Below are 23,173 nucleotides of genomic sequence, written 5' to 3'. Positions count from 1 at the left end.
ACGATCGGCGCGAGAGCACAGCCTCGGCAGCACCGCTTCCGTGTGACCTCGCGCCGAACGTGTGATCTCGACCGCGGCAGCGGCGCGGCGCAGAGCGACGCGGCAGCGGCGCGGCGCGGCGCGACGCCGCAGCGGCGCGGCCCGGCGGCGCGCGGTCGCTACGCGCCGAGCAGGCCCGCGCCGATCGAGGTTCCGGCGGGAGCCGCGGGCGGCACGGCCCACAGTCCCGACCCGACGTGGCGGAGGTACTCGCCCATGGCATCCGTCGCCAGGGCCTTCTGCACGGTGATGTAGCGCTCCGGGCTCTTCTGGAACGACAGGAAGAACAGCCCCGCGTTGAGCCGACCGAGGTCGGTCGTGCCGTCGACGAAGTTGTAGCCCCGCCGCAGCAGCCGGATGCCGCCGTTCATGTCGGGATGCGCGAGACGCACGTGACTGCGCGGATCGATCGCGGGCGCGCCGCTCGCCCCCACGGCCGCGAAATCGGGGGTCGCGAACTCGTCGCCGCCCGAGAGCGGCGCACCGTTCGCCTTGTCGCGACCGACGACGCGGTCCTGCTCCGCGAGGCGGGTGCGGTCCCATGTCTCGATGAGCATCGCGATGCGCCGGGCGACCAGGTACGACCCGCCCGCGAGCCACGCCGGCCCCTCGGATGCCGGGACCCAGACGTTCTCGTCGAGGGCGGCGGTGTCGTCGGCGAGGATGTTCGCCGTGCCGTCCTTGTAGCCGAAGAGGTTGCGGGGCGTCGCCTGCGAGGCCGTGGTCTTGGACGTGCGGCCGAAGCCGAGCTGCGACCAGCGGATCGTCGCCCGGCCGAACGCGATGCGGCTGAGGTTGCGGATCGCGTGCACGGCCACCTGCGGGTCGTCGGCGCAGGCCTGGATGCAGAGGTCGCCGTCGGAGCGCAGCGGATCGAGGTCGTCGCCGAGGAACGCCGGCAGGCGCTCGAGCCCCGCGGGCTTCTGGTCCGCGAGCCCGAAACGGTCGTCGAACAGCGACGGGCCGAAGCCGAACGTGATCGTGAGGTTGCTCGCGGGAAGGCCCAGCGCCTCACCGGTGTCGTCCGGCGGAGCCTCGGGAGAGCCGCCGACCGCGCCCGTCGCGCTGACGTCGAGTCCCTGCATCATCCGCGTCGCGGCGTAGGTCCAGTCCGCGAGCAGCTCCGCGAGGTCGTCGCGGGTGGTGCGGGCCATCATGTCGTACGACGCGAAGTGCAGGTGGTCCTGCACCGGGGTGGTGATCCCGGGCTGGTGCACGCCCGCGGCCGGGGCGATGGCATCCGTCGCCGCCCGCTCCTGCTCGCGGCCGTACGCCGCTCCGCCCACGAGCCCGACGCCACTGCCCACGACGAGCCCCGTGGCGCCGGCGCCGAGGGCCAGGCCCATCAGGCCGCGGCGGGACAGCCCCTGACTCGGGGCGGCCGGCTCTGCCGCCGGCTCGGAAACCGGGGAGGCGGCGTCGGTGCGGTCGTCGTGCACGCTCACTCCAGGATCGTCACCGTCAGCTGCGACAGCGGCTCGGCGAGGGCGTTGATGAGGTCGGTGAGCTGCCGCTTGTCGGCCTCGGTGAGCTGCGAGTACGGCACGAACCCGGCGTCTGCGGAGCCGTGCGCGGCGAGGGCCGCCTCGAGGTCGGCGTATCCCTTGTCGATGCGCGAGACGAGCTCGGTGCCCTTGTCGCCCTTCGAGTCGGCGAAGTCGCGCACGAGCGAGAACGCCATCTTCGACCCCTCGACGTTCGCGGCGAAGTCGTACAGGTCGGTGCTCGACCACCAGTCCTCCTCGCCGCTGATCTTGCCGGTGGCGACCTCGTCGAGCAGCGCGATCGCGCCGTTCGAGATGCCGGCGACGCCCTGCGCGTCGAGCGCTTGGGTGAAGGCGTCGGAGTGCACGTAGTCGTACAGCTCCTGCGTGTCGGCGATGAGCTTGTCGCCGTAGGTGGCGCGCTCGGCGGGGGTGGACGGCGCCCAGTTGTTCCAGGCCGGGGTCTCGCCGTCGGCGTTCAGGGCGTCCTGCGCGGGGACCCACAGGTCTTTCTCGAGGCGGTGGAACCCGGTCCAGTCCAGGCCCTCGGCCACGGCGTCGACCTCGCGGTAATCGATGCGGGGGTCGAGGTCGCCGAGCGCCTCGGCGATGGGCTCGATGCGCTCGTAGAAGGCGCGCACGCGGGGGAACTGCTCGCGGGCCGCGGCGTCGTCCCCGCCCTCGTAGGCGGCGGCGAGGGTCTGCACCGCGGGGATGAGCTGGCCGACCTGGTCCTTCACGAACGCGGCGTAGAGGTCGACGGCCTGCTGCTTCTGCTCGGCATCCGGTCCCTCCACGGCCACCGCGTCGCCGGTGACGGTGAACGCGGCCTTGCCGACTCCGTCGCCGACCATCCCCGGCTTGCACAGGGTGTAGTAGTCACCCGGCTGGGCGACCACGGTGAGGTTGCGCGAGGCGCCCGGGGCGATGTTCTCGACCTCGCCGACGATGCGGAGGCCGTCGGATGCCAACAGGTAGAACTCCGTCGTCTGCTCGCTCTTGTTGTCGACGGTGAAGGCGACGGTGCCGCTGGGCGCGCTGCCCGCCGAGACGGCGCAGCCGTCGGCGGTCGAGGTGACCGTGAGCGCGCCGGAGGCGGCGGCGTCGGTCTTGGCCACGCAGCCCGAGAGGACGAGGACGGCCGCGCCGGCCGCAGCCGAGGCCGCGAGGAGGCGTGTCGAGTTCATGATGCTCCGTTCGATGAAGGAAGAAGGATGCCGCGGCGTCGGGCGCGCGCGGGAGAAGCGGGGGCTACGGGGCCGTGGGCGTGCCGACCGCCGCCGCGGGGCGTGCGGTCGCCGCGCGCGCGGGGTGCGGCGCCTCGGAGGGCGCCTGTCCGGCGGGGACGGGGACGGCCGGGGCCGAGACGGCGGGGCGAGGACGACGGCCCGCGCGCACGCCCCGGATGAACAGCGGGGCGACGACGGCGACGTACACCACCCACGCGAGCACCTGCAGCCACGTCATCTGCGGCATGAAGCCCACGGTGGCCTGCAGCAGCACGGCCAGGGCGCTGTCGGGGGCGATCGAGGTCGAGACGTCGAACGCCCAGCCGAAGGGGAAACCCGCCCAGCCGACGGCGACCAGCCCCGTCGTCGGGTCGACGGGCGCGCCGGCCCCGAACGGGCCGGGGAGCGCCCCCGCCTCCTGCAGGTCGTGGAAGGCGTAGGCGAGCACGCCGGCGGCGACGATGACGAGGACGCCGCCGGTCCAGGTGAAGAACCGGCCGAGGTTGAGCCGCAGCATCCCGCGCGCGATGAACCATCCGAGCACGACCGCGGTGGCGAGTCCCAGGAGGGCGCCGAGCAGGGCGATCGGGGATTCCCCGAACGACTGCACCATCGACCACAGCAGCAGGGTCGTCTCGACGCCCTCCCGGGCCACCGAGACGAATCCGATCGCGACGAGCGCCCACACCCCGCCGCGCAGGGCCTTGTCGATCCCGCCCTCGAGGCCCGCCTTGAGCGTGCGGCCGGCCTTCTGCATCCAGAAGATCATCCAGGTGACCATGGCCACGGCGAGCAGCGACAGTCCGCCGCCCAGGAGCTCCTGCGCCTCGAAGGTCAGCATGTACGCGCCGAAGGTGAAGATCGCTCCCACCCCGAGCGCGAGGGCGACCGCGAGGCCGACGCCCGTCCACAGCTTGGGCAGCGCGTCGCGGCGGTCGAGGCGCGTCAGGTAGGCGACGAGGATGCCGACGACGAGCGCGGCCTCGAGGCCTTCACGGAGGCCGATGAGGAAGGTGGCGAAGAAGCTGGCAAGCACGGGCGGGTATTCCGACTTTCACGAGGAGGAAGGACCGCGACGCTGCGGATCAGGTAAGGACAGCCTCACCTGACTGTGACAGATTACGCACTTTCGCCGGATCGCGCATCCCCGATTCCTCGACGCCTCGTTCGCCACCCCCGGCGGCGGTAACGCTCGGCAACAATCGCGCGCCGCTCCCCGCCCCGACCTAGCCTCGATCCATGTCCGCGTTGAACCTCCCGATCCTCGACCTCTCGCTCCTCGACCAGGGACCCGAGGCCGCGTCCCGCTTCCGCGACGAGCTGCGCGCCGCGACCCACGACGTCGGCTTCTTCTACCTCACCGGCACGGGTGTGACCCCCGATCTCGAGGCGCGTCTGCTGCAGGCCGCCCACGACTTCTTCGCCCTCCCCGAGGCCGACAAGCTCGCGATCGAGAACGTCACGAGCCCGCACTTCCGCGGCTACACCCGCGTCGGCGGCGAGCGCACGCAGGGTCGTGTCGATTGGCGCGAGCAGATCGACATCGGCCCCGAGCGCGAGGCGATCCCGGATGCCGACGGCCCCGGCTACAACCGCCTCGTCGGGCCGAACCTGTGGCCCGCGGCCCAGCCCGAGCTCAAGGACGTCGTCACCGAGTGGCACGACCACCTCACCGGCGTCGCTCGCAAGCTGCTGCGCGCGTGGGCTCTCGCCCTGGGAGCGGAGGAGCAGTACTTCGACCGCCACTTCGGCGACCCGCAGACCCTCATCAAGATCGTCCGCTACCCCGGCAAGGACGACCCGACTCCCCAGCAGGGCGTCGGCGCCCACAAGGACTCGGGCGTGCTCACCCTGCTGTGGGTCGAGCCCGGCAAGGGCGGCCTGCAGGTCGAGCGGGACGGCGAGTGGGTCGACGCTCCCCCGGTGCCCGGCGCCTTCGTGGTCAACATCGGTGAACTTCTCGAATACGCCACGCAGGGGTACCTGACGGCGACGAACCACCGCGTCATCTCGCCGACGTTCCCCGACGAGCGCATCTCGGTGCCGTTCTTCTTCAACCCCGCCCTCGACGCGCGCCTGCCGATCATCGAACTGCCCGAGGAGTTGGCATCCGAGGTCCGCGGCGTCACCGACGACCCGACCAACCCCATCCACGCGACCTACGGCGAGAACGCCCTCAAGTCGCGCCTACGCGCCCACCCCGACGTGGCCGAGCGCTGGCACGCGGATCTGCTGGCCGCGCGCGCGGCATCCTGAGCCCCGGGGAACCCTCTCGATAAACGCCGATCCTGCCGAGACCCGCCGCGTCACCGCGTGTCTCGACAGCGACGGCGTTTATCGCGTGGAGGCACGGCGGAGCGGGAGCGGCGAGCGCCCGGGAACGCCGAAGGCCGCCCCACACCGTGGGGCGGCCTTCCAAGAATGTTTTGCGCGATAGAACGCTGGTGCGATTAGCGACGCAGACCGAGACGCTCGATGAGCGAGCGGTAACGGTTGATGTCGACGTCCTGCAGGTAACCCAGCAGGCGGCGGCGCTGACCGACGAGCAGGAACAGCCCACGGCGCGAGTGGTGGTCGTGCTTGTGGAGCTTGAGGTGCTCGGTGAGGTCCTTGATGCGCTGCGTCATCATCGCGACCTGCACCTCGGGGGATCCGGTGTCACCGGGGTGCGTCGCGTACTCTTCGATGATCGCCTTCTTGACGTCTGCTTCGAGTGCCATAGATGGGATCCCCTTCCTCTTGTTGCGCGGCGCCCGGCACCTGATGTGCGAGCTCTCTTTATCCGCGGCCGATCGAACGGCAACCGCATGAGTCTACCAGCATCGGGATGCCGCGAACGACCCGCCGTGGACAGGCCGACCGTCCGCCCGCCGGGGTCGCCCGCGTGCCGTCGTGTCGGAGGCCTGGCGTAGCCTCGATCCGTGCAGCTCACCGTTCGCGTCAAGCCCGGCAGCTCCCGCGGCCCTCTCGTCGAGGACGACGCCGACGGGCTCGTCGTGCACGTGCGCGAGCGGGCTGTGGACGGCGCCGCCAACCGCGGAGTGGTGAAGGCCCTCGCCGCCCACTTCGGCGTGGCACCGCGCGACGTCGAGATCGTGCGCGGGCACACCTCCCGCACGAAGCGGGTCGAGGTCGACGCGTGACGACCCGCCAGAGCGCCCTCATCGATCTGCGTCCGCTGACGACCTCGCCGGCGTTCGCGCGCCTGTGGATCGGGTCGACCCTCGCGGGCCTGGGCGGACAGCTCACGGTCGTGGCGGTCATGCTGCACGTGTTCGAGCTGACGCAGAGCACGTTCGCGGTGTCGATGATCGCGGTCGCCGGCCTGCTCCCGATGGTGGCCGCGGGGCTTTACGGCGGCATGCTCGCCGACGCCTTCGATCGGCGCACCGTCGCCCTGCTCTCCGCGGTCGTCACCTTCGCCTCGACCGCCCTGCTCGCAACCCTCGCGTGGACGGGGCTCGAGACGGTCGGGTGGCTCTTCGTGCTCAGCGTCGTGAACTCGGCGGCGAACTCGATCGTGATGGCCACCAAATCGGCCATCACGCCCCGCCTGCTCCCCCGCGACCTCCTCCCCGCTGCCGCCGCCCTGCAGGGGGTCACCGTCGGGATCATGGTCATGGCCGGTCCCGCCCTCGCCGGCGTGCTCGTGGCCTTCGCGGGCTACGCGTGGACGTACTCGCTCGACGTGCTGCTGATGACCTCGCTGTTCCTCGGCCTGTGGTCGTTGCCGCGACTGCGGCCCGAGGGCGAGGTCGTGCGCCCCGGCCTCGAGTCGCTGCGCGACGGCGCGCGCTTCCTGCGCCGCGCCCCCAACATCCGTCTTCAATACATCCTCGACATCATCGCCATGACCTTCGGTCAGCCGGTGGCGCTGTTCCCCGCGATCGGCGCGGTCCTGCTCGGCGGTGGAGCCATCACCACCGGCGTGCTCACCGCCGCCGTGGCCGCGGGGGCGTTCCTGTCGAGCCTGTTCTCCGGACCCGTCGGCCGGGTCCGGCGCCAGGGCCTCGGAATCGAGCGGGCCATCCAGGTCTACGGCCTCTCGATCGGCGCGTTCGGTCTCGTGCTGCTCGCGGGGAGCCTGGGCTGGCTCCGCCCCGATCTGGTCGACGAGACGCACGCCGCCGTCGCGCTGATCGTCCTCGCGGCGGTCGCGTTGGCCGTCTCGGGCGCCGCCGACAACGTCAGCGCCATCTACCGCTCCACGATGATGCAGGCCGCGGTCCCGGATGCCATGCGCGGACGACTCCAGGGCATCTTCATCGTCGTGGTGGCCGGCGGCCCCCGCGTCGGGGCGCTTTACGCCGGAACCCTGGCCACCCTCGCCGCCCTGTGGGTTCCGCCCCTGTTGGGCGGGATCGTCATCCTGGCCCTCGTGGGCACGCTCGTGCGGTTCTCGCCGCGCTTCCGCGACTACGACGCGCTGAATCCGCAGCCCTGACCACGCCCGAGCGGTCCCACGGCGCACCGCACTGCACTGCACCGCGTCTTGCGGCGCCGGACGGAGCGGTGGGACGCCGCGCCGCTCGACGAACGGACGCCTCGTGACTGCCGAACCCCGGCGGATTCCGGACGTCGCATCCGCCCGCCCCCGCCGGTGTCGGAGGGACGCCCTATCGTCGGGATCGTGGCATCCGGTCCTTCCCCCTCCCCCGCGTCGATCGCGGTGCAGTTCGTGCTCACCGGCGTCGTGTGGGGGTCGAGCTTCCTCTTCATCGCGGTCGCGCTGACCGGCATGACGCCGGCGCAGGTGGCCGGCGGGCGCCTGCTGTTCGGCGCTCTCGCGCTCGGGGCGATCGTCGCCGTCCGGCGCGAGCGCCTGCCCCGCAGCCGACGCGTCTGGGCCCACCTGGTCGTTCTGGGGTTCAGTTTCTGCGTCGTGCCGTTCCTGCTGTTCGCATGGGCCGAGCAGCACGTGTCGTCGGGCCTGGCCAGCATCTTCAACGCCACGACCCCGATCATGACGGCGATCATGGCGTGGGCGGTCTTCCGCGTCGAACGCCTCCGGCCCGGTCAGCTCGTGGGGATCGCGGTGGGCATCGTCGGCGTCGTGGTGATCATCGCGCCCGGAGCGGTGGCCGACGTCGGCGGCAGCACGGTCGCCCAGCTCGCGCTGCTCGGCGCGACCGCGTGCTACGGCTTCAGCCTCGCCTACATGCGCCGTTTCCTCGGCGACACCGGCCTGTCGGGGATCGCGTTCGCGTTCGGGTACATCGGTCCGGCCGCGGCGTTCATGGTGCTGCTGTCGCCCGTCATCCTGGCCGAGCCGATGCGGCTCGACCTCCCCGTCGTGGGCAGCATCGTCGCCCTCGGCGTCCTCGGGACCGGGGTTGCGTACGTCTGGAACCAGAACACCCTCCGCGCCTGGGGCCCCACGCGCGCCTCGACCGTCACGTACATCACCCCCGTCGTCGGGGTGGCTCTCGGCATCCTGGTGCTCGGCGAGCGCATCTCGTGGAACGAGCCCGTCGGCGCGGCCGTGGTGTTCCTCGGCATCCTGCTCGTGCAGCAGCGCCTGCGCCTCCCCCGTCGCGTCGCCGCCTGAGTTCGAAGACGACGAAGGACCCGGATGCCGTGGCATCCGGGTCCTTCGCACTGCATGGTCACCGCAGCGTGCGCTGCGGTCGGATCACGCCTGGAGCGAGAGCTGCAGGTCGAGCTCGATCGTGACGTCCTTGCCGACGAGGACGCCGCCGGTCTCGAGGGCGGCGTTCCAGGTGAGGCCGAAGTCCTCGCGGTTGACGACCGTCTTGGCGGTCGCGCCGGCCTTGTAGTTGCCCCACGGGTCGGTGCCGAAGCCGCCGAAGTCGAGCGAGAAGGTGGCGGGCTTGGTGATGCCGCGGATGGTGAGGTCGCCATCGACGAGGAAGTCGCCGTCCTCGACGCGCACACCGGTCGAGCGGAAGTCGAGCGTCGGGTAGGTCTCGGCGTCGAAGAACTCGGCCGAACGCAGGTGCTGGTCGCGACCCTCGTCCTTGGTGTCGACCGAGGTGACGTCGACGGATGCCTCGACAGTGGCCTCGAGCGGGTTCTCGGGGGCGACGATGGTGGCGCTCTTGACGCCGAAGGTGCCGCGCACCTTCGAGATCATCATGTGGCGCACCGAGAAGGTGACCTCGCTGTGCGCGGGGTCGAGGACCCAGGTTCCGGTCTTGTAGCCGGGGATGTCGAGGGTGGTTGCGTCGGTCATGTCACTCCTAGAGGTCTGGGGAGCCGTGTCGGCGTCCTGACGAGCCCAACTCCCATTCACACGAATGTATTCCACGATCGTGGAAAAAGACGAACCCGAGGGTGCCGCAGCCCCCTCGGGTTCGTGAACATCGGGTTTCTTCTCAGCCGACCTTGAGCAGGTCGATGATGAAGATGAGGGTCTTTCCGCCGAGGAAGTGGCCGCCGGCGGGACCGTAGGCGAGGTGCGGGGGGATCACGAGCTCGCGGCGTCCGCCGACCTTCATGCCCGGGATGCCGTCCTGCCAGCCCTGGATCAGGCCGCGGAGGGGGAACTGGATGCTCTCGCCCCGGCCCCACGACGAGTCGAACTCTTCGCCCGACTCGTACTCGACACCGGCGTAGTGCACGGTGACGGTGTCACCGGGCTTGGCCTCGTCGCCGTCGCCGACGATGATGTCGCGGATGACGAGGTCGGAGGGGGCGGGGCCGCTGGGAGCGTCGAACTCCGGCTTGGTGCGATCAGTCATGCATCCATCCAAGCACGCCGACCCGATCGGCGAAGCCCCTGGACAAAGACTCAGCGCCCGGTGCCGCGGCGATGCCTGCGTGTCTCCCGGGCGCTGAGTTGGCCTACCTCGATGGTCCCCCCGCCTCGCGCCGGTGTCAAGACCCCGGTCGGCGAGACCGCACGCGATCACCGAGACCGCACAGGGCACGACCGGGACGCGCGCTGTGCCGGCATCCTCACGCGTTTCGACGACGGCGCGAGACGCGTCACCGTGACAGCAGGGCCGCCCTCGCCGCCGTCGTGCGCTCGAGCAGGTACCGCTCGGTCGCCGGGGCCTGCGGATCGCGCCCCGACAGAGTGCGCTGACGCGCGGCGGCGAGCGCCGTGGCATCCGCGATGAACGTCTTCATGACCGGCGAGCGGTCCCCCGGCAGGGTGCGCGCCCACGCGAGAGCGGAACGACGCCCGGGCCCGGTCGCGAGCATGTCGACCTCCTGCGGGGTGAACCATCCGGCCGCCGCGTACTCGCCGAGGCGCGCGCGCGTCAGTCGCGCCTCCTCGCGGCGCAGGGCGAGGATCCCCAGGATGAAGAGCACGAACAGCGGCACCTGCAGCGCCGCGTAGACCTCGAAGAAGCTCGCGAAGGTGGCCGATCCGTTCCACAGACCGTGCAGCAGGATCGCCCCGATCAGACCCGGGATGCCGTAGGCCAGGGCCGCTCCGGTCCGCAGGCCGCGCCGCGCGGCGAGACCGAACGCGAACCCCGTCAGGCTGGTGAACATGACGTGCGCGAACGGCGACAGCACCGCGCGCAGGAAGAACGTGCTCGCCACCTGCGCGGGACCGCCCTCGAGGTAGCTGATCGCGAAGTATTGCACGTTCTCGGTGAGGGCGAAGCCCGCGCCGATGAGCGCGCCGTACACGATGCCGTCGACGGGGCCATCGAAGGCGCGACGCGCGAACGCGAAGATGAGCAGGACGCCGAGACCCTTCGCGATCTCCTCGACGATGGGCGCCTGCACCACGGCGCTGAACGCCTCCGGCAGTCTGCCGAGAGCGAGGGTGAGCAGCAGGTCGACCCCGAGCGCGATGACGACCGCGGCGATCGCTCCCCACGCGACGGCGAACACGAGCAGGCGCCGCGGCTCGGGTTCCCACCGGTCGATGTAGCGCACCGCGAACCACACGATCACGAACGGGATCGCGGCCAGGACCAGACCGAGGAACGTCGCCGCCGTCCCGAGGAACCCGGTGAAGTAGCGCACGAGGAGCGCCAGCAGGGGCACGAGGAGCACCGCCACGACCCACAGCGCCACTCCCCCTCGCCGCGGCCGCGGCGGCGCGGCGGAGACCGCCACCTGCGGAGCGGTGGAGATGCGGTCGGGTTCGATCGAATCGGGTCGCGAAAGCGGCGACGGGGAGCTCATGGGCACAGCCTAGGGTCGGCGATCGCCACGCTGTCGAGGCTTGCGAACGCGCGCCCGGGGACGGCCCGGTAGCGTGGAGACATGCGTTTCGCCCACGTCCGGTCTCAGGAAGGGGCGGAAGCCCCCCGTCTCGTCAGCGTCCACGGCGAGGAGTTCTCCTTCGTCGACGCGCTCTTCGACGGCGCTCCCGCCACGCTCGAGCAGCTGATCGCCGGCGGCGACACCCTGCTCGACCGCGTCCGCGACGCCGCCACGACCGCCCCGCGCGCACCGCTCAGCGGCATCCGGTTCGCCTCCGCCGTCCTCGCTCCCCCGTCGATCCTCGCGGTGGGCCTGAACTATGCGGCGCACTCCGGCGAGCTCGGTCTGAAGACCGACGCGGGCCCGACCGTCTTCGTGCTGTGGCCCAACTCGCTCACCGCCCACGAGGCGACCACGTCGTGGCCGCGGGCGCTCAGCGAGGCCGTCGACTACGAGGCGGAGCTCGGGGTCATCATCGGCCGCCCCGGCCGCGACATCGCGGAGGCCGACGCCCTCGATCACGTTTGGGGCTACACGGTCGTCAACGACATCACCGCGCGCAACATCCAGTTCTCCGAGGCGCAGTGGTCGCGCTGCAAGTCGTTCGACGGCTTCACCCCGACGGGCCCGTTCGTTGTCACGGCCGACGAGATCCCCGACCCGCAGGACCTGCACATCTGGACCGTCGTCGACGGACACACGGTGCAGGATGCCAGCACCGGCCAGATGGTGCGCTCGGTGAAGACGCTCATCAACAAACTGTCCGAGTCGGTGACCCTGCTGCCGGGCACCCTCATCTCCACGGGGAGCCCCGGCGGCGCCGGCTACTCCCGCGACCCGCAGATCTTCCTGCGCGATCGCTCGACCGTCACCGTCGGGATCGACGGCATCGGCGAGCTGACGACGCACTGCCGCATCCTCGACTGACGCGGCATCCACAACGAAGGGCCGGGACGATGCGTCCCGGCCCTTCGCGGCGCTCATGCCGGACGGCGGGTCAGTCCTCGACGACGCTGTCGGCGGCGCGCACGATCGGGATCGCCGCGGTCACCGCCTGCAGGCCCGACAGCCGCGCCGGGGAGATCTGCTTCGTGACCTCTTCGCGGGTCATCAGGCCCGCCTCCACGACGAGGTCGGCGACGTTGCGGTGCGTCAGCAGCGCGGTCTTCGCCAGGGCCGCGGCGGCCGCGTACCCGATGAAGGGGGTGAGGGCGGTGACGACGCCGACCGACGAGCCGACCATCGCCCCGAGTCGCTCGCGGTTCGCCGTGATGCCGTCGACGCAGTTGACCCTCAGGGTCCACATCGCCTGGCGCATCCAGGTGATCGACTGGAAGACCGAGTGCGCGATCACGGGCTCGAAGGCGTTGAGCTGGAGCTGACCGCCCTCGACCGCCATCGTGACGGTCATGTCGGCGCCGACCACCGAGAAGGCGACCTGGTTCACGACCTCGGGGATGACCGGGTTGACCTTGCCCGGCATGATGCTCGAGCCCGCCTGCCGCGGGGGCAGGTTGATCTCGCCGAGGCCGGCCTGCGGTCCCGACGACAGCAGCCGCAGGTCGTTGCAGATCTTCGACAGCTTGACGGCGTTGCGCTTGAGCGACGACGAGAACGACATGAACGCGCCGGTGTCGCTGGTCGACTCCACGAGGTCGGTCGCGGTCTCGAGGTCGAGCCCCGTGATCTCGCGCAGGTGCCGCAGCACCGATCCGGCGTAGCCGGCGTGCGCGGTGATGCCCGTTCCGATCGCGGTCGCGCCCATGTTGATCTCGAAGAGCAGGTACGCGTTCTCGGTCAGACGGTTGTAGTCCTCGCCGAGCGTCGTCGCGAAGCCGTGGAACTCCTGGCCGAGCGTCATGGGCACGGCATCCTGGAGCTGGGTGCGACCGACCTTGAGGACGTCGTGGAACTCCTCGGACTTCGACAGGAACGACTGGCGCAGCAGCGCGAGCTCCTCGAGCAGGCTCTGCAGCGTGAGCGACAGGCCGATCTTGATGGCCGTCGGGTAGACGTCGTTCGTCGACTGGCTGCGGTTGGTGTCGTCGATGGGCGACAGGAAGGCGTAATCGCCCTTCTCTCGACCGGCCATCTCGAGGGCGATGTTGGTGATGACCTCGTTGGCGTTCATGTTGGTCGAGGTCCCCGCGCCGCCCTGGATGACGCCGACGGTGAACTCGTCGTGGAACTCCCCGTCGATGACGCGCTGCGCGGCGCGGTCGATCAGGTCGGCCTTCGCCGGGTCGAGCACGCCGATCTCGCGGTTGGCGCGCGCCGAGGCCTGCTTGACCATCGCGAGGGCACGCACGAGATCCGGGTAGACCGAGATGGGCCGCTTGGCGATCGGGAAGTTCTCGAGGGCACGAGCCGTGTGGATCCCCCAGTACGCGTCGGCGGGGATCTCCAGGGATCCGAGGGAGTCGGTCTCAATACGGGTGCGCGTCATTGCGTCCAAAGCCATGTGGGTGTCCTCGTGGGTGTCACGGCGAGCAGGGATGCCACGAGCCTAACCACCACGGCCGACACGGTCGTTGGACACGGCGGCACGTGCCGACATCGTCACTGTCCCGCGCGTCTATTGCACCGCCGGTTTGCGCGAGAAGGCCTCGAGGCGTTCGTCGGGGGTGAGCGCCGCCATCCGCTCCACCCACGCGGGGGTGAAGTACCCCGTCGTCTCGGCGTCGACCACCGGCACCACGGCGTGGGTGATCGTGTCATCCCACACGTGGACGAGGTGGAACGAGCGCCCGCCGTCCATGCCGTTGACCGCGTCGGCGGGACGCGCGAGGTCCATCGTGTAGCACGAGGCCGCGGCGACGCTCACCGGCACCCCGGCGAAGGTTCCCGAGGTGGAGTAGTGCAGGTGCCCGGCGAGGATCGCGCGCACGTCGCTGCCGGCGATCGCCGCCGCGAGACCGGGCTGGTCGCGCAGTTCGAGGATGTCGAAGAACGGGATGTGCGTGGGCAGCGGCGGGTGGTGCAGGGCGAGGATGGTGCCCCGCGGTGCGGGGGTCGACAGCTCCGCGCGCAACCAATCGAGCTGGGCCGGGTCGAGGTCGCCGTGATGCCAGCCGGGCACCGTGGAGTCGAGGGCGATCAGCCGCAGACCGCCGAGATCGTGCACGCTCGTCACCGGTTCTTCGGTGGCCTCGGCGTCGAGCAGCTCCGCCCGCAGCGCGGGGCGTTCGTCGTGATTGCCGGCGACCCAGACGACCGGCGCGCCGAGGCGCTCGGCCCAGGGCTCGACCTCCGCGCGCAGGGCGCGGTAGGCCTCGGGCTCGCCGAGGTCGGTGAGGTCGCCAGTGAAGACCACGGCATCCGGTCGCACCCCGGTCGCCTCGGCCGCGGCGAGGGTGCGGCGCAGGTGCACGGCCGTGTCGTACCGGTCGCCGAGCAGCCGACCGCCGCCGAGCAGGTGGGTGTCGCTGAGGTGGAGGATCACGCGCGCGGCGGGCGCGTGCTGACCGAACTGCACGGATGCCATGACCTCAGCCTACGAGGGGGCTCCGACACCGGGAGTCCGGGCGGCGCCTCACGCGGCGGCGATCGCCCGCGCCGGCCCGGCGCTCCGGAATCCGCTCCCGGGCGTCCCTCGCCGCGTCGCGCGGCAGCGACCATCCCACGCGGCCCGGCGCCGTGGCATCCGCCCGCGCCCCGCCGACGACGACGCGAGGTCAGTGGTTGAAGAGGATCAGCAGCAGGGCGCCCAGCACGGCCGCGCCGCACACCGCGAAGCACGCGTAGGCGCCGACGAGCGACAGGCGCTTCTGCCCCTCGCTGAGCGGGTTCTTCTTGGCGGCCTTCGCCACGGCCTTCTCGGCGCGACGGCGCTGCTTGTCGCTGAGCACCGTGATGGCGTCGGTGAACTCCGCCGGGGCGACCAGCGGCGGGCGGCCCCCGCGCACCAGCAGGCGCAGACCGAGGGCGTAGAAGGTGACGACGATCGAGGCGCCCAGGAGGGCGGCGACGAAGACCTGCAGGAAGGCTTCCCAGTTGATGAGCATCAGGCGTCCTTCCCGGCCTTCTCGCGCTCGAGGCGACGCTGACGGCGGGTCGGTCCGGGCTTGCGCGGCACCTTCACGGCCGCGCCCGAGTCGGCGACCTCGCTCATCGCGTTCGCGGAGGTGACCGAGTCGCGCCGCGAGCGCAGGAACAGACCGAGCACGATCGCCACGGCGATCACGGCATCGACGGCGACGCCCCACCCGCCCAGCCACACGACGATGAGCGCGGCAGCCGCGCCCACCGCCCCGGCGGCGGGCAGCGTCAGCACCCAGCCGATCATGATGCGTCCGACGGTGTTCCAGCGCACGGTCGATCCGCGGCGGCCCAGGCCCGAGCCGATGACCGAACCGGATGCCACCTGCGTCGTCGACAGCGCGAAACCGAGTGCGCTGGAGGCGAGGATCGTCGCCGCGGTCGAGGTCTCGGCCGAGAAGCCCTGCGCGGGCTTGACGTCGGTGAGGCCCTTGCCGAGCGTGCGGATGATGCGCCACCCGCCCATGTAGGTGCCCAGGGCGATCGTGATCGCGCAGGCGAAGACGACCCACAGCTGCGGGTCGGGGTTCGCCGTGGACTGCCACCCGACGGTGATCAGGGCGAGGGTGATGACACCCATGGTCTTCTGCGCGTCGTTGGTGCCGTGGGCGAGGGCCACGAGCGACGAGGTGAAGATCTGCCCCCAGCGGAAGCCGTCGCGACCGTCGGCCTTCGCGTCGTAGCGACGCGTGACGCCGTAGGCGATCTTCGTCACGACGAACGCGATCACGCCGGCCGTGAGCGGAGCGATCAGGGCCGGCAGGATCACCTTGCTCAGCACCACGCCCGTGTCGATCGCCGAGGCGCCGACGCCCACGAGCGTCGCGCCGATGAGACCGCCGAACAGCGCGTGCGACGAACTGGAGGGGAGGCCGAGCAGCCACGTGAGCATGTTCCACGTGATCGCGCCGATGAGCCCCGCGAAGATGATCGGCGGGAAGATGTCGGGACTCAGCTGCTCCTCGCGGATCATCCCGCCCGAGATGGTCTTGGCGACCTCGGTCGACAGGAACGCGCCGACCAGGTTCAGACTCGCCGCGAGGAGGACCGCGACCTTCGGCTTCAGCGCACCCGTCGCGATGGGGGTGGCCATCGCGTTCGCGGTGTCGTGGAATCCGTTGGTGAAATCGAAGAACAGTGCCAGCGCGATGACCAGCACGATGATGAGGGCTGCGCTCTCCACCGTTCGCTTTCCGTGAGAAGGAGGGGGGATGCCGACGGGATCGGCGTGACGAACGAAGAGTTCACCTGGCGTTGTCCTTCCGTTCACCGGAAGACGCGACGACATCCTTTCACCCCGACCTGTGAGGGTCAAACGCGCGGACGACGGGGCGGGTGGCATCCGGTGCGTCCTCCCGGGCCGATGTCGCAGGGGCGCACTACCGTGGAACGGTGACCGACCTCGATCCGCAGCCCACGCCTCCCGTCGCCGACCGCCGCCCCGTCGCCCGAACGCACCACGGCGACACCTTCGACGACCCGTACGAATGGCTGCGCGCGAAAGACGACGCCGAGGTGGTGGCCCACCTCGAGGCCGAGAACGCCTACACGACCTCCCGCACCGCGCACCTCTCGCGCCTGCGCGACACCATCTTCGGCGAGATCAAGGGCCGCACGCTCGAGACCGACCTCTCGGTCCCCGCCCGCCGCGGCGAGTGGTGGTACTACGGACGCACCGTCGCGGGAGCGCAGTACGGCATCCAGTGCCGCGCACCGCTGGACTCCCCCGACGACTGGACGCCGCCGACCCTCTCCCCCGACCGACCCGTTCCGGGCGAGCAGGTGCTCTTCGACGGCAACGTCGAGGCCGAGGGCACCGACTTCTTCTCGCTCGGCAGCTTCGAGATCTCGAACGACGGCACGCGCATGCTCTACGGCATCGACGTCGCGGGAGACGAGCGCTACACCGTGCGCGTGCGCGACCTGATCACCGGAGAGACGCTCGCCGACGAGATCCCCGGCACGTTCTCGGGAGCGACCTTCTCCCCCGACGGCCGTTTCATCGTCTACACCACCGTCGACGACGCCTGGCGTCCCGACACCGTCTGGCTGCACGAGATCGGCACGGGGGTGGATGCCGACGTCCAGCTGTTCCACGAGAGCGACGACCGTTACTGGGTCGGTGCCGACTTCACCCGCAGCGACAAGTACCTCGTCATCGGCGTGGGCTCCTCGATCACCTCGGAGGAACGCCTGATCGACGCCGACGATCTGCGCGGCGAGGCCCGCGTCGTCTGGCCCCGGCGGGAGGGCGTGGAGTACTCGGTCGACCACGCGGTCGTCGACGGCGAAGACGTGCTGTACATCCTCCACAACGACGACGCCCTCGATTTCGAGCTCGTCCGGGTCGCGGCATCCGAGCCCCAGGGACCGCGCGAGACCGTGATCGCCCACCGCCCCGGCCAGCGTCTGCTGGCGGTCGACACGTTCCGCGACTGGGGCGTCGTCGCCTACCGCCGCGAGGGCCTCGCGCGCCTGGGCATGCTCTCGTACACCGACGGCGCGGTAACCGAGATCGACTTCGACGAGCCCCTGTACAGCGTCGGCACGGGCGGCAACCCCGAGTGGGCGCCACCGGTGCTGCGGGTCGGCTACGGCTCGTTCGTCACGCCGGGCACCGTCTTCGACTACGTCATCGACAGCGGCGAACTGCTGCTGCGCAAGCGCCAGCCGGTGCTCGGGGGCTTCGACCCCGACGATTACGCGCAGGCGCGCGTGTGGGCACCCGCCGACGACGGGACCCGGGTGCCGGTGTCGCTCGTCTGGAAACGCTCGTTCGGCGAGCCCGGCGACGCGCCCCGCCCCGTGCACCTGTACGGCTACGGCTCGTACGAGCACTCGATCGAGCCCGGGTTCTCGGTGCCGCGCCTGTCCCTGCTCGATCGCGGGGTCGTCTTCGCCGTGGCGCACGTGCGCGGTGGCGGCGAGATGGGCCGGCAGTGGTACGAGGACGGCAAGCTCACGGCCAAGCGCAACACCTTCACCGACTTCGTCGCGGCGGCACGGCACCTCGTCGCCGAGGGATACACGACCCCCGACCGCATCGTCGCCGAGGGCGGCAGCGCCGGAGGTCTGCTCATGGGGGCGGTGGCAAATCTCGCTCCCGAGATGTTCGCCGGCATCCTGGCCGACGTGCCGTTCGTCGACGCGCTGACCACGATCCTCGACCCCTCGCTGCCGCTCACGGTGATCGAGTGGGACGAGTGGGGCGATCCCCTCCACGACGCCGACGTCTACGCGTACATGAAGTCGTACTCGCCGTACGAGAACGTGCGCGACGGCGTCGAGTACCCGCGGATCCTCGCCGTCACCTCGCTCAACGACACCCGCGTGCTCTACGTCGAGCCGGCCAAGTGGGTGCAGCGCCTGCGCGAGGTCGGCGCCGACGCGATGCTCAAGTGCGAGATGGTCGCCGGTCACGGCGGCGTGAGCGGTCGCTACAACGCGTGGCGCGAGCGCGCGTTCGAGCTGGCGTGGCTGCTCGACGTGCTGGGGCTCGCGGAGTAGGGGGCGGCTGCCGGAGATCGTTCGAGAACAGGACTCGGCTCAGCCCCCGCGTCCTGTTCTCGAATGATCGCCTGTCCTCGCTCGCGGGAGCACGACTCCTCCTCACCCTCACGGCATCCTGATCACTCCACCGTGGGGCACGTGGAGTCCCCGTCCGCCCGACGTCGGCGGGCAGCATCGGAGGATGAGTGACGCCTTCGTCGAATACGTCCGCCGTCGAGGCGGCGCCGTTCACACCCGCACCGCGCGTGCCGCCGGGTTCACCCCGCACACGATGATCACGGCGGTGAGCGAGGGACGGATCGAACGCATCCGCCGGTCGTGGTTGGTCCACCCGGCGTGCTCCCATCCCCGCCGTGCCGCCGCCGCACGCGGAGGTCGAGTCACCTGCCTCACCGCAGCCGCGGAAAGGGGACTCTGGGCGCCGGCAACCGCGCATCCCCACATCTGGGTGCCGCCGACGGCGTCGCGGCTGGATGCCACCGGCGTCAGGCTGCACCGTGGGGTCGGCCCCGTGCCCCTGGCGAACACCGACCCGGACGAGCACATCATCAACGTGCTCTTCCACGTGGCGACCTGCCTCCCGGCCGCGGATGCTCTCGCCGTCTGGGAGTCCGCCCTGCGGCGCCGGGCCGTCGACCCCGACGTGCTGGCACGTGTGATCTGGCGATCTCCGCGTGCGTCGGAGATCGCCCACGTCGCTGGCACCCTGTCGGATTCCGGACTGGAGAGCCACTTCCGCTCGCTCATGTTCGCCGCCGGCATCTCGGTGCGGCAGCAGGTGCGCATCGATGGACATGCCGTCGACGGGCTGATCGGGGAGCGACTCATCGTCCAGCTCGATGGCTTCGCCTTCCACAGCAGTCCCACCGACCGCCGTCGTGACCTGGATCAGGACGCTCGACTCGCCCTCCGCGGGTACACCGTGCTGCGATTCGACTATGCGCAGGTCATGTTCGAACCCGAAACGGTGGTCGATCGCATCCGAACAGCGATGGCACAAGGCCTGCATCTCGGACCGCATCGCCCCGGCAGGTCTCATTCACAACAGGACATCGCGTGAGAACAGGACGGCGCACTCAGAACCAGTCCTGTTCTCGAACGATTTCCTGCGTCGGAACGAGCGCGACGCCCCGCCCCGCACGGACCAGTGCGGGACGGGGCGTCGGAGCGTCAGGTTCAGCCGAACAGCGCGGCGGCCTCCTCGTAGCGGTACAGCGGGACGCTGTTGAGCTCGCCGAGGGCGTCGGCGAACGGCACGCGCACGATGTCGGTGCCGCGCATCGCGACCATCTGGCCCCACGCCCCTTCGTTGAGGGCGTCGGCGGCGTGCAGGCCGAGGCGCGTCGCGAGAACGCGGTCGAAGGCCGAGGGCGAGCCGCCGCGCTGGATGTGGCCGAGCACGGTGGAACGGGTCTCGATGCCGGTCAGGCGCTCGATCTCGGGGGCGAGGAGCTCGCCGATGCCGCCGAGGCGGGGGCGGTTGAAGGCGTCGAGGCCCTTGTCGCTGAAAGCCTCGTCCATGCCCTTGAGCTTGAAGCCCTCCGACACGACGACGAGGGGCGCACGACCGCGGTCGTGGGCGCGCGTGACCTGCTCGGTGATCTCCTCGATCGACATCGGAACCTCGGGGATGCAGATCACGTGGGCACCCGCCGCGATACCGGCGTGCAGCGCGATCCAGCCGACGTGGCGACCCATGACCTCGGCCACCATGCACCGCTGGTGCGAGTCGCCCGTGGTGCGGAGGCGGTCCATGGCATCCGTCGCGATGTTGACGGCGGTGTCGAAGCCGAAGGAGTAGTCGGTCGCGCGCAGGTCGTTGTCGATGGTCTTCGGCACGCCGAGCACGTTGATGCCGTCCTTCGACAGGCGATCGGCCGCGGCGAGGGTCCCCTCGCCGCCGATGGCCAGGATGCCATCGAGACGGTGACCGTACATGGTCTTGGAGATGTTCTCGGCGCCGCCGCGCGTCCCCTCGTAGGGGTTGGTGCGGCTGGTGCCGAGGATGGTGCCGCCCACCTTGGACAGACCCTTCACCTCATGACGCGTCAGGGGGAAGAAGTCGCCGTCGACGACTCCCCGCCAGCCGTCGCGGATGCCGACGAACTCGATGTCGTAGTTGGTCGTGCCCTTGAGCACGACGCCACGGATGACCGCGTTGAGACCGGGGCAGTCGCCGCCGCTGGTCAGGATGCCGATCTTCATGGGCAGAATCCTCTGGTGCTGTGATTCGGGTGGAGGGTCGGCGCCGTTGCCGTCTTCGACCCTATCGCCGCGGGCGGGAACGCTGCCACACGGCACGATGCCGCCGGAGCAGGATGCCGTCTTCCCGGCCCCGCGGCCGGTCCGACCGCGCCCCGCGAGAACAGGCGATCGCACCGGCACAGGCCGCGCGGGCACCCGCCCGACCTGTTCTCGGACGATCCCCTGTCCCGGAACGCCGGCGCCCCGCAGCCCGAACCGGCCCGCGCACGAAAGCCTCAGCGCACGAACGCCCCGCCGCCTGCGCACGCACGAACGCCCCGGCGCCGAAGCGACCGGGGCGTTCGCGACGGGCGATCAGGCCGTGCCGAGCGCCTGACACAGCAGGTGCATGAGCGCCGAGAGCTGCACCGAGTCGCTCGACCCGGGCTCGACGGCCTGGCCGTCGAGGGCGCGCTGCGCGAGGCCCTCCTTGGAGTCGATGAGCTCGGCGATCTTCGTGTCGATCGTGTGCGCGGCGATGATGCGCCACGCGGTCACGGGCTCCTCCTGGCCGATGCGGTGCACACGGTCGATCGCCTGCGTCTGCTCGGCGGCGGTCCACGACAGCTCCGCGAGCACCACGTTCGACGCGGCCTGCATGTTCAGGCCGACGCCGGCGGCGGTGAGCGAACACACCGCGATGCCCACGTCGGGGTCGCTGTTGAACGCGTCGATCGCGGCCTGACGGGCGGTCGAGGTCTGCTCGCCGCGCACCGAGACGGCCTTGAGGCCGGAGGCCTTGAAGTGGGCCTCCGCGGCATCCATGACGTCGATGTGCTTGGCGAAGAAGACGACCTTGCCCACCGAGCGCTGCAGCTGCACGGCGTAGTCGGCGGCGAGGTGCGCCTTGGCCTGACCGATGCGCCGGACCATCGTGAAGACGTTCTCGCTGCCCGAGCCGGCGGCCTTGGACTCCTCGAGCTCGCCGTGGGCCACCAGACGCACGATGTCGTCGTCGATCTCGCCCGGGGCGAGGCCGCGGTCGCCGCGCGCCTCGATGATGCGCCGGTACTTCGCGGCCAGCCGCGCACCCAGCTCGCGCTCGGCCTGGCGGATCGAGCGGCCGTACTCGTCGTCGAGCTCGACGGGGAGGTCTGCCACGAGCTTGTCGGGGAGGTCGGCGGCGACGTCCTTCTTCTTGCGCCGCACGATGCCCATCGAGATCACGGCCTCGCGCGCCTCGGGATAGAACGCCTTGTCGGCGGGGGTCAGGCCCGTGGCATCCAGCTTCTGCATGAGCTCGGGGCCCGGCTTCTCGCCGTTGGTCCAGCCGAGGAAGCGCCAGATCGCGTCGAAGTCCTCGACGTCGTTGATCAGCGGCGTTCCGGTGAGGGCGAGCATCAGGGGGTCGCGCGTCTGCTCGCGCACCCGGGATGCCAGGGCCAGCACGTTCTGCGAACGCTGCGACGTGAGGTTCTTGATGAAGTGCGCCTCGTCGACGACGACGCCCTTGAGCCCGATCGACGACAGCCACGACAGGTGCCGGTCGAGGATCTCGTAGTTGACGATGAAGACGTCGGCGAAGGCGTCGATGTCGGCTCCGCCTCCGGAGATGACGGTCGCGCGGCGCTGCGGCGTCCAGCGCTGCACCTCGCGCGCCCAGTTCATCTTCACCACGTTGGGGACGACGACCAGCAGGGGGTAGGCGTCGGCGACGGATGCCGCGAGCACCGACTCCGCGGTCTTGCCCAGGCCCGGCTCGTCGGCGAGGAGGAACTCGCGGTGGCCGAGGCGCACCGCTTCGAGGAAGCGCGACTGGTGCGGCATGACCTCGAGCCCGCGCGGCGAGAGCCGGTCGAACTCGGGCACGGGCGGCAGCTCCATGCTCGCGGCGGATCCGCCGGCGCCGGTCTCGAACGCCTTGTACAGCGGGCCCATGAGCTCCCAGCCGTCGAGGCGGCGGCGCGGGGCGTCTCCGCTCGGACGCGGCGTGAGGTCGGGGGCGCGGAACGGGTTCGCCATCTGACGCGCCTCGATCGAGGCCGGGACGACCTGCTTCTCGGCGAGGGCGGCCGAGACGACCGGGGTGATCTTCGGCGTGTTGTCGGTGATGATCAGCTCGTCGGGCGGCAGTTCGGCGCCGGATTCCAGCAGCCAGTCGCGGCGCATGCGGCGGGCGACGGGCGAGGTGGCCTGGTCGACCTCGAGCAGCTGGATCAGCGAGGTGTCGCGCGCGGCGGTCTTCGCCAGGATCGTCGCCACGCCGTCGAGACGCTTGAGCAGCTCGGCGCGGGCGGCGTCGGTGATCTCGGTGTCGGCCTTCACCCGGGCGCGCTCCTCGCGCACGAGGAACGCGATCACCTGGAACTTGACGCGGTTGGTGGGCCCGAGCTTTCCGCGCTGAGCCTTCGCCTCGACCTCGCGCACCTTGCGGGCGAGGATCGGGATGACGGGGGCTTCGTCGTCGCGTCGGGATGACGTGGTCTTCCTGCGCCGCTGGCTCGAGCTTCGGGCGGCGGTTGCCGTGGTCGGCATGCTCCTCCTGAGCGTGTCGTCCGG

Annotated in this window: 20 protein-coding genes; 7 read left to right on the top strand and 13 right to left on the bottom strand. The window is 70.8% G+C overall.

The features are described from left to right. Positions 1-158: 158 nt before the first annotated feature. The 3 genes from efeB to efeU form a co-directional block, all read right to left on the bottom strand. Complete coding sequence (gene efeB / locus FB047_RS14455; protein WP_136587966.1) at positions 159-1,478, bottom strand: iron uptake transporter deferrochelatase/peroxidase subunit; 1,320 nt, start codon at positions 1,476-1,478, stop codon at positions 159-161. A 2-nt stretch (positions 1,479-1,480) separates the two neighbouring features. After that, entirely contained in the window at positions 1,481-2,710 is a 1,230-nt protein-coding gene (gene efeO, locus FB047_RS14450) for an iron uptake system protein EfeO (protein WP_136587908.1), read from the bottom strand. 64 nt (positions 2,711-2,774) lie between these two features. Continuing rightward, positions 2,775-3,788, bottom strand: a complete 1,014-nt coding sequence (gene efeU, locus FB047_RS14445; RefSeq protein ID WP_136587907.1) for an iron uptake transporter permease EfeU — start codon at positions 3,786-3,788, stop codon at positions 2,775-2,777. Positions 3,789-3,991: 203 nt separating this feature from the next. Between efeU and FB047_RS14440 the strand changes: the two genes are divergently transcribed. Then, on the top strand, positions 3,992-5,008 hold the full coding sequence (locus FB047_RS14440) for an isopenicillin N synthase family dioxygenase (RefSeq protein ID WP_136587906.1): 1,017 nt from the start codon (positions 3,992-3,994) through the stop codon (positions 5,006-5,008). Positions 5,009-5,202: 194 nt separating this feature from the next. Here the strand turns inward: FB047_RS14440 and rpsO are convergent, their stop codons facing one another. After that, positions 5,203-5,472, bottom strand: coding sequence for a 30S ribosomal protein S15 (gene rpsO, locus FB047_RS14435; protein ID WP_058623437.1), 270 nt, complete (start codon positions 5,470-5,472; stop codon positions 5,203-5,205). A 201-nt stretch (positions 5,473-5,673) separates the two neighbouring features. Between rpsO and FB047_RS14430 the strand changes: the two genes are divergently transcribed. The 3 genes from FB047_RS14430 to FB047_RS14420 all read left to right on the top strand — a co-directional run bounded on the left by FB047_RS14430 (position 5,674) and on the right by FB047_RS14420 (position 8,300). Next, entirely contained in the window at positions 5,674-5,895 is a 222-nt protein-coding gene (locus FB047_RS14430) for a DUF167 domain-containing protein (protein ID WP_136587905.1), read from the top strand. Beyond that, positions 5,892-7,196, top strand: coding sequence for an MFS transporter (locus FB047_RS14425; protein ID WP_136587904.1), 1,305 nt, complete (start codon positions 5,892-5,894; stop codon positions 7,194-7,196). Before FB047_RS14430 ends, FB047_RS14425 begins: the two co-directional genes overlap by 4 nt. A gap of 186 nt (positions 7,197-7,382) precedes the next feature. Further along, positions 7,383-8,300, top strand: coding sequence for a DMT family transporter (locus tag FB047_RS14420; RefSeq protein ID WP_136587903.1), 918 nt, complete (start codon positions 7,383-7,385; stop codon positions 8,298-8,300). Positions 8,301-8,384: 84 nt separating this feature from the next. Here FB047_RS14420 and FB047_RS14415 read toward each other — a convergent pair whose 3' ends face one another. From FB047_RS14415 to FB047_RS14405, 3 genes are all read right to left on the bottom strand, one after another. Beyond that, the gene (locus FB047_RS14415; protein WP_136587902.1) at positions 8,385-8,945 is read right to left on the bottom strand and encodes a YceI family protein; all 561 of its coding nucleotides are present in this window, start codon (positions 8,943-8,945) and stop codon (positions 8,385-8,387) included. A gap of 142 nt (positions 8,946-9,087) precedes the next feature. Further along, positions 9,088-9,453: an FKBP-type peptidyl-prolyl cis-trans isomerase gene (locus tag FB047_RS14410; RefSeq protein ID WP_013583439.1), complete on the bottom strand. Its 366-nt coding sequence runs from the start codon at positions 9,451-9,453 to the stop codon at positions 9,088-9,090. 247 nt (positions 9,454-9,700) lie between these two features. Then, on the bottom strand, positions 9,701-10,861 hold the full coding sequence (locus FB047_RS14405; protein ID WP_136587901.1) for a PrsW family intramembrane metalloprotease: 1,161 nt from the start codon (positions 10,859-10,861) through the stop codon (positions 9,701-9,703). A gap of 81 nt (positions 10,862-10,942) precedes the next feature. Here FB047_RS14405 and FB047_RS14400 point away from each other — a divergent pair, with 81 nt between their 5' ends. Beyond that, on the top strand, positions 10,943-11,809 hold the full coding sequence (locus tag FB047_RS14400) for a fumarylacetoacetate hydrolase family protein (protein ID WP_136587900.1): 867 nt from the start codon (positions 10,943-10,945) through the stop codon (positions 11,807-11,809). A 70-nt stretch (positions 11,810-11,879) separates the two neighbouring features. Here the strand turns inward: FB047_RS14400 and FB047_RS14395 are convergent, their stop codons facing one another. The 4 genes from FB047_RS14395 to FB047_RS14380 all read right to left on the bottom strand — a co-directional run bounded on the left by FB047_RS14395 (position 11,880) and on the right by FB047_RS14380 (position 16,103). Continuing rightward, positions 11,880-13,343: an aspartate ammonia-lyase gene (locus FB047_RS14395; RefSeq protein WP_136587899.1), complete on the bottom strand. Its 1,464-nt coding sequence runs from the start codon at positions 13,341-13,343 to the stop codon at positions 11,880-11,882. Between the two features lie 114 nt (positions 13,344-13,457). Beyond that, positions 13,458-14,366, bottom strand: coding sequence for a phosphodiesterase (locus FB047_RS14390; protein WP_136587898.1), 909 nt, complete (start codon positions 14,364-14,366; stop codon positions 13,458-13,460). Positions 14,367-14,556: 190 nt separating this feature from the next. Next, on the bottom strand, positions 14,557-14,886 hold the full coding sequence (locus FB047_RS14385) for a peptidase (RefSeq protein ID WP_136587897.1): 330 nt from the start codon (positions 14,884-14,886) through the stop codon (positions 14,557-14,559). Further along, the gene (locus tag FB047_RS14380; RefSeq protein ID WP_136587896.1) at positions 14,886-16,103 is read right to left on the bottom strand and encodes an inorganic phosphate transporter; all 1,218 of its coding nucleotides are present in this window, start codon (positions 16,101-16,103) and stop codon (positions 14,886-14,888) included. Before FB047_RS14380 ends, FB047_RS14385 begins: the two co-directional genes overlap by 1 nt. Before the next feature lie 209 nt (positions 16,104-16,312). Between FB047_RS14380 and FB047_RS14375 the strand changes: the two genes are divergently transcribed. Both FB047_RS14375 and FB047_RS14370 read left to right on the top strand, forming a co-directional pair. Continuing rightward, a complete protein-coding gene (locus FB047_RS14375; RefSeq protein WP_136587895.1) occupies positions 16,313-18,427 on the top strand; it encodes a S9 family peptidase in 2,115 nt (704 codons plus the stop codon). A gap of 184 nt (positions 18,428-18,611) precedes the next feature. Further along, entirely contained in the window at positions 18,612-19,490 is an 879-nt protein-coding gene (locus FB047_RS14370) for an endonuclease domain-containing protein (protein ID WP_136587894.1), read from the top strand. 116 nt (positions 19,491-19,606) lie between these two features. Here the strand turns inward: FB047_RS14370 and FB047_RS14365 are convergent, their stop codons facing one another. Together FB047_RS14365 and FB047_RS14360 are read right to left on the bottom strand one after the other, a co-directional pair. After that, complete coding sequence (locus FB047_RS14365) at positions 19,607-20,635, bottom strand: 6-phosphofructokinase (RefSeq protein ID WP_136587893.1); 1,029 nt, start codon at positions 20,633-20,635, stop codon at positions 19,607-19,609. Between the two features lie 354 nt (positions 20,636-20,989). Further along, positions 20,990-23,149 carry a DEAD/DEAH box helicase gene (locus FB047_RS14360; protein WP_136587892.1) on the bottom strand — a complete coding sequence of 720 codons (2,160 nt, stop codon included), beginning with the start codon at positions 23,147-23,149 and terminating at the stop codon, positions 20,990-20,992. Positions 23,150-23,173 lie beyond the last annotated feature (24 nt).

This window comes from Microbacterium hydrothermale, assembly GCF_004854025.1.
Classification (GTDB): Bacteria; Actinomycetota; Actinomycetes; order Actinomycetales; family Microbacteriaceae; genus Microbacterium; species Microbacterium hydrothermale.
The sequence above is the reverse complement of the archived record's forward strand: the minus strand, read 5'-3'. Positions and strand labels throughout refer to the sequence as shown.